Annotated in this window: 11 protein-coding genes; 6 read left to right on the plus strand and 5 right to left on the minus strand. The window is 69.9% G+C overall.

All coding sequences use genetic code 11. The features are described from left to right. Positions 1-130: 130 nt before the first annotated feature. The gene (locus ACAM58_RS30900) at positions 131-406 is read left to right on the plus strand and encodes a hypothetical protein (RefSeq protein WP_015866278.1); all 276 of its coding nucleotides are present in this window, start codon (positions 131-133) and stop codon (positions 404-406) included. A 21-nt stretch (positions 407-427) separates the two neighbouring features. Here the strand turns inward: ACAM58_RS30900 and ACAM58_RS30905 are convergent, their stop codons facing one another. Further along, the gene (locus tag ACAM58_RS30905; RefSeq protein ID WP_015866277.1) at positions 428-1261 is read right to left on the minus strand and encodes an alpha/beta fold hydrolase; all 834 of its coding nucleotides are present in this window, start codon (positions 1259-1261) and stop codon (positions 428-430) included. A 254-nt stretch (positions 1262-1515) separates the two neighbouring features. Here ACAM58_RS30905 and ACAM58_RS30910 point away from each other — a divergent pair, with 254 nt between their 5' ends. Continuing rightward, positions 1516-2604 carry a LuxR C-terminal-related transcriptional regulator gene (locus tag ACAM58_RS30910; RefSeq protein ID WP_015866276.1) on the plus strand — a complete coding sequence of 363 codons (1089 nt, stop codon included), beginning with the start codon at positions 1516-1518 and terminating at the stop codon, positions 2602-2604. A 19-nt stretch (positions 2605-2623) separates the two neighbouring features. On the opposite strand, the gene ACAM58_RS30915 is transcribed toward ACAM58_RS30910, so the two are convergent. From ACAM58_RS30915 to pedF, 4 genes are all read right to left on the minus strand, one after another. Further along, positions 2624-3079, minus strand: a complete 456-nt coding sequence (locus ACAM58_RS30915) for a hypothetical protein (RefSeq protein WP_015866275.1) — start codon at positions 3077-3079, stop codon at positions 2624-2626. Between the two features lie 121 nt (positions 3080-3200). Next, a complete protein-coding gene (acs, locus tag ACAM58_RS30920) occupies positions 3201-5195 on the minus strand; it encodes an acetate--CoA ligase (protein WP_369664635.1) in 1995 nt (664 codons plus the stop codon). A gap of 92 nt (positions 5196-5287) precedes the next feature. Beyond that, positions 5288-6145 carry an ABC transporter substrate-binding protein gene (locus ACAM58_RS30925; RefSeq protein WP_015866273.1) on the minus strand — a complete coding sequence of 286 codons (858 nt, stop codon included), beginning with the start codon at positions 6143-6145 and terminating at the stop codon, positions 5288-5290. A gap of 10 nt (positions 6146-6155) precedes the next feature. Then, positions 6156-6650: a cytochrome c-550 PedF gene (pedF, locus tag ACAM58_RS30930; RefSeq protein ID WP_015866272.1), complete on the minus strand. Its 495-nt coding sequence runs from the start codon at positions 6648-6650 to the stop codon at positions 6156-6158. A gap of 280 nt (positions 6651-6930) precedes the next feature. Here pedF and ACAM58_RS30935 point away from each other — a divergent pair, with 280 nt between their 5' ends. The 4 genes from ACAM58_RS30935 to ACAM58_RS30950 all read left to right on the plus strand — a co-directional run bounded on the left by ACAM58_RS30935 (position 6931) and on the right by ACAM58_RS30950 (position 13258). Further along, the gene (locus ACAM58_RS30935) at positions 6931-9057 is read left to right on the plus strand and encodes a sigma-54-dependent Fis family transcriptional regulator (RefSeq protein ID WP_062365260.1); all 2127 of its coding nucleotides are present in this window, start codon (positions 6931-6933) and stop codon (positions 9055-9057) included. A 159-nt stretch (positions 9058-9216) separates the two neighbouring features. Next, positions 9217-10149, plus strand: a complete 933-nt coding sequence (gene pqqB / locus ACAM58_RS30940) for a pyrroloquinoline quinone biosynthesis protein PqqB (RefSeq protein ID WP_369664636.1) — start codon at positions 9217-9219, stop codon at positions 10147-10149. Beyond that, a complete protein-coding gene (locus ACAM58_RS30945) occupies positions 10146-12254 on the plus strand; it encodes a 4Fe-4S binding protein (protein ID WP_369664637.1) in 2109 nt (702 codons plus the stop codon). Before pqqB ends, ACAM58_RS30945 begins: the two co-directional genes overlap by 4 nt. Beyond that, on the plus strand, positions 12251-13258 hold the full coding sequence (locus ACAM58_RS30950) for an FAD:protein FMN transferase (RefSeq protein WP_369664638.1): 1008 nt from the start codon (positions 12251-12253) through the stop codon (positions 13256-13258). The genes ACAM58_RS30945 and ACAM58_RS30950 overlap by 4 nt, the downstream gene beginning before the upstream one ends. Position 13259: the final 1 nt, after the last annotated feature.

Here is a 13259-nt window from a genome sequence, read left to right on the forward strand (position 1 = left end):
GCGGTGGCGGACACGGCCGATCGACTTATTCTGACTCGGGTGGCGGCTTTGAATGTGACAAATTCACATTCAACCAATTCCAAACGGACGGCATTCGAGGCACCCCTCGAGCCGGCCATCGGAGAACCAAATGCCGCTCTTTCTGCTGTTGAGGCTGCACCGTGTGCAGTTGCCTGTCCGCGTCACCGATCCGGAGGAAGTCCGGCAGGTCTCGCTGCTCGTGGCCACAGGCCTGATCGAGGCCGAGTTCGCAGCCATCAGATCGCGCGCGCGGCAAGCCGTATGGCAGGTGGCCACCGTGACCCGCATCACGGAAGAGGGCTTCGCGGAGATCGCCAGGGCGGGCAAGATGCCCGAACCGGCGCAGGCCTTCATTCGATTTCCCCGGGGATTGCGATTGCTGTGACCTGCGGCCGGCACCCGGCAATCATCGATCGACCGCCGCCCACAACCGCAAGGCCGCAGCCACGATCGCCTCGGGCGCATCTTCCTGCATCAGGTGCTTGGCACCGGGCACCGGCGTGAAGGACGCAGTGCCCATGCGCCGGGCCAACTCGCGCCCGTCGGCCATCGGAATCCACTCGTCTTCCTCTCCCCACAGAATGGCGACGGGGCAGCGCATCTCGCCATAGCGCCACTCGACTTCCTCGGTGTATTTGTCGTCCATCTGCGCGACCTGCCGCCAGAATGCCTTCTGCCCCTCATCGCCGAGCCAGGGCGCGAGGTAGCGCTGCATCTCGTCCTCGTGCAGCGCGCTCCCCACGGCCGTGCCGATGTACGCCCGCAGCATGGCCTCGTGGATGTAGGTTGGCAGGCTCGCGAACACCTCTTCATGCTTCCTCGCCGCCTGCACCAGCGGCGAGCCTTGCGGGCTGATCGCCACCGGATCGATCAGGACCAGCGAGCGATAGTCCAGGCCGTTCAGCAGGTGGCCGCGCAGCGCGTTCGATCCGCCGAAGTCATGCGCCACCACGTCGGGACTGCCGAGCCCCCAGTGCCGATACAGCGCGGCGAAGAGTTCGCTCTGCACGCCGCGCGAGACATCTGCATCCGGCTTGTCGGAGAGGCCATAGCCCAGCATGTCGAAGTAGAAGACGCGCCGCTCGCGGGCAAGGCATGGCGCAATCCGCCGCCACTCGGCCGAGGAAAACGGCGTGCCGTGAAGAAGCACGGCCGGAGGTCCCTCGCCGATGGATCCCCACGCAACCGCGTGTCCCTTGAAATCGAAGCGTTCAGGCAGATTCAGTTCATTGCTGGACATCAGGTGCTCTTTCTTCCTCGGCAGATCCCGACCGGTCGAATCATCTGGCGAACGAGATTGTCATGAGATGAATCGCAGCGGAAGGCAACGGCTGGATGGCCCTGGCAAAGAGAGGGGTTCGGGCGCCGATCTACGTCATCACTCAAATGAGTGATATCCAGTCGGGGCCGTTTCCACGACATTCCCAGGTGCGGGTTGCCTCGGGCGGCGCGGGCGCGCAGATCGAGGCAATCTTTCCTTCAGGAGGAAAGCCCATGCAGCCTGACGCCGTATTGCGCAGCGCGCTCGAGGCGGTTCACCACCTCTCGGACCCCGATCCTCCGTGGTCCGCCATTCTTTCGACGGCCAGCCGGCTGGTGGGAAGCGATGCGGCCGTGCTGATCGTCTTCGAGGGCACCGGCGTGGTCGACGTCCAGCAGTCGGGTGCCGATGCGGCCGCGGTGCGCGACTACGCGGAGCACTTCCATACGGAAGACGTCATGACCCAGCCGAACGTGGCGAAGCCCGAGGGCTCATGGCTGGATACGCAGGCCCTGCTTCCGAAGCCGCTGCGCGAGCGCAATGCCTACTACGTCGACTTCATGTGCAAGCACCGCATGAGGCAGCTCTACTCCTTCATCATCGAGAACGGTCCGGACCGGAGAACGAGCTTTGGATTCCAGCGCGCGTCGGCATGGGACGGGCTGTCTTCCTTCCTCGCGAGCGATCGGATCCGCGCCTACAGCCAGGCGGTGCAGCTGGCGGCGGAACGGCGCCGGGCGCAGGCGGCTTCGTGGCTCGCAGCCACCGACAGCGCCTTCGACGCATTGGGCGAGGCCAGCTGCCTGGTCCACGGCACGGGCCATGTGGTGCACGCTTCTCCGGCCGCGAAAGCCATCTTCGACACGCGGGGAACCGTCGTCGTTCAGGGTGCGCGGCTCTCGCATCCGAATGCCGGGGAGCGCGAACGATTGCTGGCGGCGGTGCTGCGCGCCGCAGGGGCTGGCCGGGTCGAGCGGCTCGCTTTCAGGGACAGCCGCTGCGGCGGCCCGCTGCACGTCGAGCTGACGTGTGCCAACCCCGCGCTGCGCTTCGGCAGGGAACCGATGGTCTTCATCCGGCTGCGGCGCGCGGCCGCGGGCCCGCTGGCAAGCCCCGACCTGCTGTCGCAGGCGCTCGACATCACGCTGGCCGAGGCGCGCGTGCTGCATGCGTTGGCCACCGGCGTTTCGTTGAACGACTTTGCGCTGCGCCGCGGCGTGTCCATCCACACCGTGCGCAAACAGGTGGCAATGATGATGGTGAAGATGGACTGCACGAGGCAGGTGGACCTGGTGCGGGCCGCCCTGCGCGTGGGACCATGACCGGCAGGCCGCCGTTGCGCTAGGAGCTTGCCCGGGTCAAGGTCGCGACCGCCGTGAACCCCCTGGACTGCGACTGCGCCTCGAGGGTGCCGTCGGGCTGCAGCTGGTAGGTGAACGTGATCGGCGAGCGCTGGTCGAAAGTGAAGCTCAGCTTGCCGTCCGCGATGCGCGCGGTGGTCCGCCGATGGAAGGACCGAAAGCGGCTGTGGTCGCCCTGCGCGTAGACGACCGTTGCGCCGTCGGCCGTCACGCTTTCCACCACGAGCACCGTTTCCTGCTGCTGCCCGCCCGCCAGGCCTCGCCACTTGCCGGACCATTTGCCGGAGAACGCGCGATGCTGTGGCGCCAGTGTGGCGTCGGGAGGCGTGATGGCGACGTCGGGCGGCAGTGGCACCGATGAAGACGACGTGGAGGAAGTGGCGGCGCATCCCGACAGGAGCGCAAGCACCAGCGCGAACGTGAAAAGGTGTTGCACGGCCGATCCTTTCTTTTGCCAGAGAAATTCTCGGCGTCCGCGGATGCGGCCGCATCACCAGTTCGCGTGATGCCTGCCGATGCACCGGACGGCAGGGATCGGCGCGCGAGGCGGCTTCGGCTCAGTTCTTCTGCGCGAGCTGCTCCAGGATCGCCGGATTTTCCAGCGTCGAGATGTCCTGCGTGATGGCCTCGCCCTTGGCGATGCTGCGCAACAGGCGCCGCATGATCTTGCCGCTGCGCGTCTTGGGCAGGTTCTCGCCGAAGCGGATGTCCTTGGGCTTGGCGATCGGGCCGATCTCCTTGGCCACCCAGGCGCGCAGTTCGTTGGCGATCTGCTTGGCCTCCTCGCCGCTCGGGCGCCCGCGCTTGAGCACCACGAAGGCGCACACCGCCTCGCCCGTCACGTCGTCGGGCCGCCCCACCACCGCCGCCTCGGCCACCAGGTCGGTCTTGGACACCAGCGCCGATTCGATCTCCATCGTGCCCAGGCGATGCCCCGAGACGTTCAGCACGTCGTCGATGCGCCCGGTGATGCGGAAGTAGCCGCGGTCTTCGCTGCGCACCGCGCCGTCCCCGGCCAGGTAGATGGTGCCGCCCATCTCCTCGGGGAAGTAGCTCTTCCTGAAGCGCTCGGGGTCGTTCCAGATGGTGCGGATCATCGAGGGCCAGGGCCGCTTGATGACCAGCATGCCGCCCGCGCCGTTGGGCAGGTCCTTGCCGGTCTCGTCCACGATGGCGGCCATGATGCCCGGCAGCGGCAGGGTGCACGAGCCCGGCACCAGCGGCGTGGCGCCCGGCAAGGGCGTGATGACGTGGCCGCCGGTCTCGGTCTGCCAGAAGGTGTCGACGATCGGACATTTCTCATGGCCGATGTTCCGGTGGTACCACATCCAGGCTTCGGGGTTGATGGGCTCGCCGACCGAGCCGAGGATGCGCAGGCTGTCCAGGTTCCAGTTCTTCGGGTGCACCTTCTCGTCCGATTCGGCGGCCTTGATGAGCGAGCGGATGGCGGTGGGGGCGGTGTAGAAGACGCTGACCTGGTGCCGCTCGATCATCTGCCAGAAGCGCCCGGCGTGCGGGAAGGTGGGGATGCCCTCGAACACGACCTGGGTGGCGCCGGCGGCCAGGGGGCCGTAGGCGACGTAGGTGTGGCCGGTGATCCAGCCGATGTCGGCGGTGCACCAGAAGACGTCCTCGGGCCGGATGTCGAAGGTCCAGTCCATGGTGAGCCGGGCCCACAGCAGGTAGCCGCCGGTGGCGTGCTGCACGCCCTTGGGCTTGCCGGTGGAGCCGGAGGTGTAGAGGATGAAGAGGGGGTGCTCGGCATTCACCGGCACGGGCGGGCAGTCGGTGATCTGGCCCTGGAGCGCCTCGGCGAAGGTCTTGTCGCGGCCTTCGACACGCGCCCAGGCGCTGGGGGTGCGTTCGTAGACGAAGACGGTGCGGATGGATTCGCAGCCGCCCAGGGCGATGCCGTCGTCGACGATGGCCTTGAGGGGCAGCTCCTTGCCGCCGCGCAGCTGGTAGTTGGCGGTGATGACGGCCACGGCGCCGGCGTCGATGATGCGCTCCTGCAGGGCCTTGGCGGAGAAGCCGCCGAACACGACGCTGTGGGTGGCGCCGATGCGCGCGCACGCCTGCATGGCGACCACGCCCTCGATGGTCATGGGCATGTAGATGATGACGCGGTCGCCCTTGCCGATGCCGGCGGCCTTCAGGGCGTTGGCGAACTGGCTCACGCGGGCGAGCAGTTCCTTGTAGCTGACGCGGGTGACGGCGCCGTCGTCGGCTTCGAAGACGATGGCGGTCTTGTGTTCGACGGGGGTGCCGATGTGGCGGTCCAGGCAGTTGGCGCTGGCGTTGAGTTCGCCGTCGCCGAACCATTGGTAGAAGGGGGCGTTGGATTCGTCCAGGGTGCGGCTGAAGGGCTGGGTCCAGCTCAGGTTCTCGCGCGCCAGGCGGCTCCAGAAGCCTTCGAAGTCCTGTTCGGCTTCCTGGCACAGGGCCTCGTAGGCGGCCATGCCGGCAATGCGCGCGCCGGCGCTGGCGCGGGCGTCGGGAGGGAACACGCGGTTCTCGACCAGGACGGATTCGATGGGGTTGGGCAGGCTCATGGGTGGTTCGGACGCGTCGTCCGTCGTTGGGGGTGGTGGTTGTGGGTATCCGCTGCTGGAATGCGCAAGGTCGAGTGCCATGGCTCGCCGGTTCACGGCGCCTGCCAGGCGACGTTTCCTCCTTCGAACAGCGTGCGCAGCCGCCCGCTCTGGACCAGCGCGTTGACGCCGGCCTGCAGCGCCTGCGCCAGGTCGGTGGCGTCCTTCTTGACCGCCATGCCCACCGCCCAGCCGTTGCGCTGGAGGCGCGGCGAGGGCAGCGGCGCAATCGCAAAGCGCGCGTCGCCGCGCAGCACCGACTCGATCTCGGACGCGAGCCCCGCGGCCGCGGCCACTTCGCCGCGCTGCAGGGCGCGCGCGGCCTCGGCGCCGTCCTTGGGCTGGGTGTCGAGCTGGTCGCGGTAGGCGCCGTTGTCGGCGCCGATCATGAGCCAGCCCGCGAGCGTCTTGCCGGACACGGCCACCTTCGCATCGCCGAGCGCCGAGAGCGTATCCAGCTGCGGCAGGCGGTCAAGCCGCCGCGCGAGCACCACGCGCTCGCGGTAGTACGGCGCAAAGATGAGCGCCTGCGGCGTCTCGTCCATCAGCGGGCGGTCCACCGGCACGTGCAGCAGCACGTCGGCCGGGCCGAAGCCCAGGTAGTGGCCGCGCCACACCATGTTGCGCAGGTCGTCGCCCATGTTCTCGTCGGCCAGGAAGGGCAGCAGCGAGAGCTTCACGTCGAGCGCGCCGGCCAGCGCGCGCGCCAGCTCGATGTCGATGCCCTCGCCGGCCACGTGGAACGGCGGCATGTCCTGGTAGATCGCCACGCTCAGCGTGCCGCGTGCGCGGATCCGTTCGAGCGCGCCCGCGCGCGCCGTGCCCGCGAGTGCGGCCACGCCGGCGGCCGCGGCCCACTGCAGGCAGGCGCGGCGCGAGAGCCGCGAAAAAGAAGAAGGAGGTGTGTGCATGGCCGCGGGCTCACATCGGCTTGTCGCGCCGCGTCTCCAGGTAGGACTTGATCGACCAGATCGCCTCCTGGTTCATCGTTCCCTCGAACGGCGGCATGTAGACGGCGCCGTTGCGCGTGCGGCCGCGCCGCACGGTGGTGAGGAAGTAGTCGTCGATCTCCTTCACGCAGGCCGCCTTGCGCACGGCGTCCTTGAGCGAGGCGCAGTCGTTGTCGATCTTGCGCAGGTCGGGCGCGATGCCGCCGGAGATGGCGTCGATGCCGTGGCAGCGCGCGCAGTTCTGGTTGTAGGCGGAGGTGCCGACCGTGACGGCCCCGCTGTTGCCGCGGAACGGGTTCTCGGCGCGCCACTGCTCGCCCAGCTTTGGCAGCGAGGAGGTGTCGACGGCCTGCGGCGTGACGTCGCCGTGGGCCCGGGCAGCGCCGGAAAGGGCCATGCCCAGCATCGCCGCGGCCAGCACGGCGCGGGCCAGGGGCCGCAGGGTTCGTGGATCGGGATTCATCATGTCGGGTCTCCGTTGTGGTGATGGGGAACCCGCACAAATTCGCAATCGCTGTGCCAAGGGGCCATTGCTTCAAGCGGGAACACAACTTGCCTTCCCTGTAGCGTCCCGGTCGCGGGACAGCGCCCACAAGGGCCGGTTGCTGTGGCATCCTTGCTGTGGCAGCGTCGGCACGGAACACCTGGCCCACGAGAGGTGTTCCAGAATGAAGCGACCAGTGAACAGCATTCGAAACTGGCCAGAGACAAGCCGCCCGCAAAAAAAGCGGGCCAGGAGACAGCAGATGGTTGATGCCTTTCATGCCCCAGCCAGCCCTCCCCATGGCTGGACCGCGCCGTCGGCGCTGGCCGTCGCGCCCCCCCGGGCCGGCCGCAGCGAGCTGATCCAGCAGTGGCACGAGCGCTGCGCCGCGCTGGGCCTGTCGCGCGTGGAGCGGCCGGACTTCGATCCGCTGCAGCACAGCGACCTCGCGGTGGCGCGCGAGCGCAACCAGCGGCTGTTCACGCATGCGGCGCCGGTGATGGAGATGCTGCTCGAGCAGATCGTCGACACCGACAGCATGATCGTGCTGGCCGACACCACCGGCACCATCCTGCACTCCGTGGGCGACGACAGGTTCCTGCAGCGCGCCAACAAGGTGGCGCTCACGCCGGGCGTGAGCTGGGCCGAGCATTCCAAGGGCACCAACGCCATCGGCACCACGCTGGTCGAGGAAACGCCGACCGTCGTGCATGGCGGCGAGCACTTCATCCACGCCAACAACTTCCTCACCTGCTCGGCCGCGCCGATCTTCGACCCGCGCGGCGAGATGCTGGGCGTGCTCGACGTCACCGGGGACCAGCGCTCCTACCATCAGCACACGATGGGCCTGGTGCGCATGTCGGCGCGCATGATCGAAAACCAGTGGTTGTCGGACGACTACGGCAACCGCCTGCGGCTGCACTTCCATGGCCGCGCGGAGTTCATCGGCACGCTGCTCGAGGGGATCATCGTGGTGGGCGTGGACGGCAAGATCCTGGGCGCCAACCGCAGCGCGCTGGACCAGCTCGACATGAGCATTGCCGCGCTGCGCATGCAGAGCCTGCCGAGCCTGTTCGGCATCACGGCCTCGGCCGTGTTCGACCATTTCCGCACGCCGCTGCCCACGCCGATGATGCTGCATGCGGCCAACGGGCAGCAGTTCCACGTCAGCGCGCGCTTCAACGGGCCGCAGCGCGCGGTGGTGCTGGACATGCCCGTGACCTCGGTGGAAGCGCGCATGCCCACTCCCGCCCGCGACGCGGCCGCCGCCGCGGCCGCGCGGCCGCCCTGCCCTTTGGCGCAGGCCCCCTTCTCCGGCCTGCGCTACCTGGACACCGGCGACGCGCAGATCGCCGCCACGCTGCAGAAGGTGCGGCGCGTCATCAACCGCGACATCCCGCTGCTCATCCTCGGCGAGACCGGCACCGGCAAGGAGCTGCTCGCGCGCGCCGTGCACCAGGACTCGAACCGCGCCCGGCAGCCCTTCGTGGCGGTCAATTGCGCCTCCATCCCCGAATCGCTGATCGAGGCCGAGCTGTTCGGCTACGAGGACGGCGCCTTCACCGGCGCGCGCCGCAAGGGCGCGGTCGGGCGCATCGTGCAGGCCAACGGCGGCACGCTGTTCCTGGACGAGATCGGCGACATGCCGCTGCCCTTGCAGGCGCGGCTGCTGCGGGTGCTGCAGGAACGCAACGTCACACCGCTGGGCAGCCTCAAGTCGATCCCGGTGGACATTGCCGTCATCGGCGCCACGCACCGCAACCTGCGCGAGATGATCGATGCGGGCACCTTCCGCGAAGACCTCTACTACCGCCTCAACGGCCTGGTGGTGCGGCTGCCGGCGCTGCGCGAGCGCAGCGACCTGGACGTGGTGGCGCGGCGCATCCTGCTGGCCGAATGCCCGCAGGACACGCCCGCGATCGACGCCTCGGTGCTCGCGCTCTTCAAGGCCTATGCCTGGCCCGGTAACCTGCGCCAGCTGGCCAACGTGCTGCGCACCGCCGCTGTGATGGGCGCGGGCGAAAGCCACATCTGCGAGCACCACTTGTCGGACGACTTCCTGGAGGATGTGCGGCGCGTGCGGCCCCAGGCGGCGGCCATTGCGCCGGCATTCGCACCCGCACCCGCGCCCTCTCCCGCGCCGGACTTCGCTGCAACGCAGGCGGCCTACGCCGCCGCCGCGCCCGAGCCCCTGCCCCCACCCTCGCAAGACGCCGAGCCATCGTCCGCCGCCGCCCCGAGCGCGCCACGCACGCTCGGGGAAGCCGAGATCGAGATGATCCGCAGCGCCCTTGCGGCGGCCGACGGCAACATCTCGGTCGCCTCCAAGCGCCTGGGCATCAGCCGCAACACCATCTACCGCAAGCTGCGCTGGAACAAGGCCGGCTGACACAGGCCCTGTGGCGGCCAGGGGAAACCCTGTGCCAGGGCTGCACGGTGCTGTACCAGCCTGGAGCAGTTCGCGCAGGCATGCGACTTGCGCCATGCCACTCGTGCAGCCCACACGAGGAGACTTCATGCAACGGCCGGCCACCGCGTTCGAGGATTCATGAAAGTCCTGGTCCTCGGCTCCGGCGCGGGCGGCGGTTTTCCGCAATGGAACTGCAACTGCCGGCTGTGCGCGGGCCAGCGCCAGGGCGTGCTCGATGCCTGCGCGCGCACGCAAAGCTCGGTCGCCGTTTCCGCGGACGGCGAATCGTGGGTGCTGCTCAACGCCTCGCCCGACATCGGCCAGCAGATCCGCAGCCACCCCCAGCTGCATCCGCGCCACGGCCTGCGCGACACGCCGATCAAGGCGGTGGTGCTGATGGATGCGCAGATCGACCACGTCGCCGGGCTGCTCGGGCTGCGCGAAGGGCCCCGCATCGACCTCTATGCCACGCCCTGCGTGTTCGAGGACCTGACCACCTCCTTTCCCGTGCTGGGCGTGCTGGAGCACTACTGCGGCACGCGCTGGCACATGCTGGCGGTGGCCGGCACGCAGACGCGCATCGACTTCGGCGTGGCCGGCTTTCCTTCGCTGCGCTTCACCGCGGTGGCCATTCCCGGCAAGGCGCCGCCCTATTCGCCGCACCGCCGCGAGCAGACCGTGGGCGACAACATCGCGCTGCTGATCGAGGACCTGCAGGGCGGCCAGCGCCTCTTCTACGCGCCGGGCCTGGCCGAGGTCGGCCCCGAGGAGCTGCGCTGGATGCACGACGCCGACTGCCTGCTGCTGGACGGCACCTTCTGGACCGAGGACGAGATGCGCCATGCCGGCCTGGGCACCCGCAGCGCCAGCGACATGGGCCACCTGCCGCAGACCGGCACCGGCCCGCGCGCCGGCATGGTGGACGCGCTGCTGGCCACGCCGGCGCGGCGCAAGGTGCTGACCCACATCAACAACAGCAACCCGATCCTCGATGCCGCGAGCGCGCAGCGCCAGCTGCTCGAAGGCCATGGCATCGAGGTGGCCTACGACGGCATGGAGATCACGCTGTGACCGGTCGGCGATTGCTGGCGGCACTGCTGCTGACGGGCCTGGCGCTGGCGGCGCAGGCAGGCGTGATGACGCGCGCCGCGCTGCAGCGGCATTTCCCGCCGCCGTGGAGCGTGGGCGAGAAGGACGCGCAGCTGCCGGTCTGGCCGATCTTCAAGCAGGACATGACCAGCCCGGTGCTCGCGGGCTACGTCTTCGAGTCGGTCGACCTGGCGCCGATCCCCGGCTTCTCGGGCACGCCGATCAACCTGCTGGTGGCGCTGGATGCGAAGGGCGCGTTCCTCGACGTGCGCGTGCTCTCGCACCACGAGCCGGTGTTCCTCGAGGGGCTGGGCGAAGGGCCGCTCTTGCGCTTCGCCGAGCAATACAAGGGGCTGTCGCTGCGGCAGAACATCAAGATCGGCTCCAACGCCAACCGCGGCGAGCAGCAGGGCAGCGCCAACGTCTACATCGACGGGGTCGCCAAGGCCACCGCGTCGGTGCGCATCCTCCACCAGAGCCTGCTCGCTTCGGCACTGCAAGTGGCGCGCGCCCGGCTCGGCTTTGGCGCCGGCAGCGACCCGGCCCTGCTGGCGCGCGTGCGGCGCGACGGCTTCCGGCCGATGGACTGGGACGCGCTGCTGCAGGCCGGGCTGGTGCAGCGCGTGCGGCTTTCGCGCGGCCAGGTGGAACGCGCCTTTGCGGGCACGGGCGTCGAGGAGGCGGAGGGCACCGGCGCGGCCTCCGGCGAAACCTTCAGCGAGCTGTACCTGGCCTACCTGAACGTTCCGGCGGTGGGCCGCAACCTGCTGTCCGAAGCAGGCTGGCAGCACCTGCTCGGCCGCATCGACGAAGGCGACCATGCGCTGTTGGCGATCGCCACCGGCCGCTACAGCTTCGTGGGCGAGAGCTTCGTGCGCGGCGCCGTGCCGGACCGCCTGACGCTCCGGCAGGGCGAGCTGCCGCTGGAGCTGCGCGACCTCGACCTGGACGATCCGCTGCGGCTGCCGGCCGCGCTGCGCCATGCCGATGCCAAGGTCTTCCGCGTCATCGGGCCGGCCGGCCTGGACCCGGCCCGGCCACTGGACTTTGCGCTGCGCGTGACGCGCGAGAAGGGCATGCTCTACGGCGAGCGGGTGAGCCGCGACTTCGCCCTGCCCTACCGGCTGCCGGCCGACCAGGTGATTGCGCCGCAGGACGACACCAAGGGCTGGCAGGCCGTGTGGCATGCGCGCGCCTGGGAGCTGGCGGTGCTCGCGGGTGCGCTGGCGCTGCTGGCGCTGGTGCTGGCGCGGCCGCGCTGGATCGTCGCCACGCCCGCGCGGCTGGCGCGTTTTCGCACCGGCTACCTGGTCTTCACGCTGGTCTTCATCGGCTGGTTCGCGCAGGGCCAGCTCTCGATCGTCCACGTCACCGCCGCGATCCAGGCGCTGGCGGCCGGGCGCTCGCTGGGCTTCCTGCTGTACGACCCGATGAGCGTGGCGCTGTGGGCCTTCGTCGCGCTCACGCTGGTGGCGTGGGGACGCGGCACCTTCTGCGGCTGGCTCTGCCCCTTCGGCGCGCTGCAGGAACTGGCGGCGCAGATCGCGCGGCGCGCGGGCCTGGGCAAGAAGCACCTGCGGCTGCACCGCGATGTCGATGCGCGGCTCAAGCGGCTCAAGTACGTGGTGCTGGCGGCCATCCTCGTGCTGGCGGCCGTCTCGCCCGCGTGGACCGACCGGGCGGTGGAAGTCGAGCCCTTCAAGACCGCGATCACGCTGAACTTCGTGCGCGCCTGGCCCTTCGTGGCCTGGGCGGGCGGCCTGGTGCTGCTGAACCTGGTGCTCTACAAGGGCTTCTGCCGCTACCTGTGCCCACTGGGCGCGGGGCTCAAGCTGCTCGGGCATGCGCGGCTGCTGAAGTGGATTCCGCGCCGCGCCGAATGCGGCACGCCCTGCCAGACCTGCCGGCACCGCTGCGAGTACCAGGCGATCAAGCCCGACGGCGCGATCGTCTACGGCGAGTGCTTCCAGTGCCTGGATTGCGTGGCCATCCACGACAGTCCCGAGCGCTGCGCGCCGCTGATCGCGCGCGGGCGCCAGCGGGTGATTGCGGTGCAGGCGGCGGCCGCCGTCCGGAGTGCGGCATGAAGCGGCGCCAGCTGCTGCGCCTGTCGCTCGGCCTGGGCGCGCTGGCCGGTGGCGCGGCCCTGGCGCCGGCCGTCACCGCGCTGCACTGGAGCCGGCGCGACCTGCTGGGCTTTGGCACCGCGCTGAGCCTGCAGGCCGGGCACGAGCACGAGGCGGTCGTGGAACGCGCGCTGGACGAAGGCGTGGCGCTGCTGCGCCGCATCGAGGCGCAGATGAGCCTGTTCGATCCCGCCAGCGCGCTCTCGCGGCTGAACCGCGAGGGCCGGCTGGACTCGCCGCCCGAGGAGCTGCTGGCGGTGCTGCGCATTGCGCACGAGGTGTCGCGCGAGAGCCGCGGCGCCTTCGACGTGACGGTGCAGCCGCTGTGGGAGGCCTTCGCGGCCGCGCAGCGCGAAGGCCGCCTGCCGGACGCGCGGGAAGTGGCGGCGGCGCGCGCGCGGGTCGACTGGCGCGCGCTCGATGCGCAGCATCGGCTGGTGCGCTTCGACGCGCCGGGCATGGCCGTGACGCTCAACGGCATCGCGCAAGGCTATGCGGCGGACCGCGTGCGGCAGGCGCTGGCGGCGTGCGGCATCCGGCATGCGCTGGTCGATGCCGGCGAGTTCGCGCCGCTCGGGCTGCGCGGCGGCACGCAGGCCTGGTCGCTCGGCATCGCCGACCCGCAGGCCGAATCCGCGCTGATCGCGCGGCTGCTGGCCGACGGGCGCTGCGTGGCCACCTCGGCCGACAGCCAGACCTTCTTCAGCGCCGACCGCCGGCACCACCACATCGTCGATCCGCACACCGGCTATTCGCCGCCGGCCCTGTCGGCCGTGACGGTGGCGGCGCCCAGCGGCGCGCTGGCCGATGCGCTCACCAAGGTGTTCTTCGTTGCCGGGCCCGGGCAGGCGCGGCAGGTCGCGCGCCAGTGGCAGGTCGATGCGCTGTGGGTCGACAAGGCCGGGCGCTGGGAGGCCACGCCCGGCCTGCAGATCGAGCCGGCCGCGCGGCGGCCGATGCCGTAGC

The organism is Variovorax sp. V116 (assembly GCF_041154435.1).
Classification (GTDB): Bacteria; Pseudomonadota; Gammaproteobacteria; order Burkholderiales; family Burkholderiaceae_C; genus Variovorax; species Variovorax paradoxus.

What these genes read in the sequence shown, in the direction of transcription:
- ACAM58_RS30900 (WP_015866278.1), top strand. Translation starts at nt 131, where the DNA reads ATGCCGCTCTTTCTGCTGTTGAGGCTGCACCGTGTGCAGTTGCCTGTC.
- ACAM58_RS30905 (WP_015866277.1), bottom strand. Translation starts at nt 1,261, where the DNA reads ATGTCCAGCAATGAACTGAATCTGCCTGAACGCTTCGATTTCAAGGGA.
- ACAM58_RS30910 (WP_015866276.1), top strand. Translation starts at nt 1,516, where the DNA reads ATGCAGCCTGACGCCGTATTGCGCAGCGCGCTCGAGGCGGTTCACCAC.
- acs (WP_369664635.1), bottom strand. Translation starts at nt 5,195, where the DNA reads ATGAGCCTGCCCAACCCCATCGAATCCGTCCTGGTCGAGAACCGCGTG.
- ACAM58_RS30925 (WP_015866273.1), bottom strand. Translation starts at nt 6,145, where the DNA reads ATGCACACACCTCCTTCTTCTTTTTCGCGGCTCTCGCGCCGCGCCTGC.
- pedF (WP_015866272.1), bottom strand. Translation starts at nt 6,650, where the DNA reads ATGATGAATCCCGATCCACGAACCCTGCGGCCCCTGGCCCGCGCCGTG.
- ACAM58_RS30935 (WP_062365260.1), top strand. Translation starts at nt 6,931, where the DNA reads ATGGTTGATGCCTTTCATGCCCCAGCCAGCCCTCCCCATGGCTGGACC.
- pqqB (WP_369664636.1), top strand. Translation starts at nt 9,217, where the DNA reads ATGAAAGTCCTGGTCCTCGGCTCCGGCGCGGGCGGCGGTTTTCCGCAA.
- ACAM58_RS30950 (WP_369664638.1), top strand. Translation starts at nt 12,251, where the DNA reads ATGAAGCGGCGCCAGCTGCTGCGCCTGTCGCTCGGCCTGGGCGCGCTG.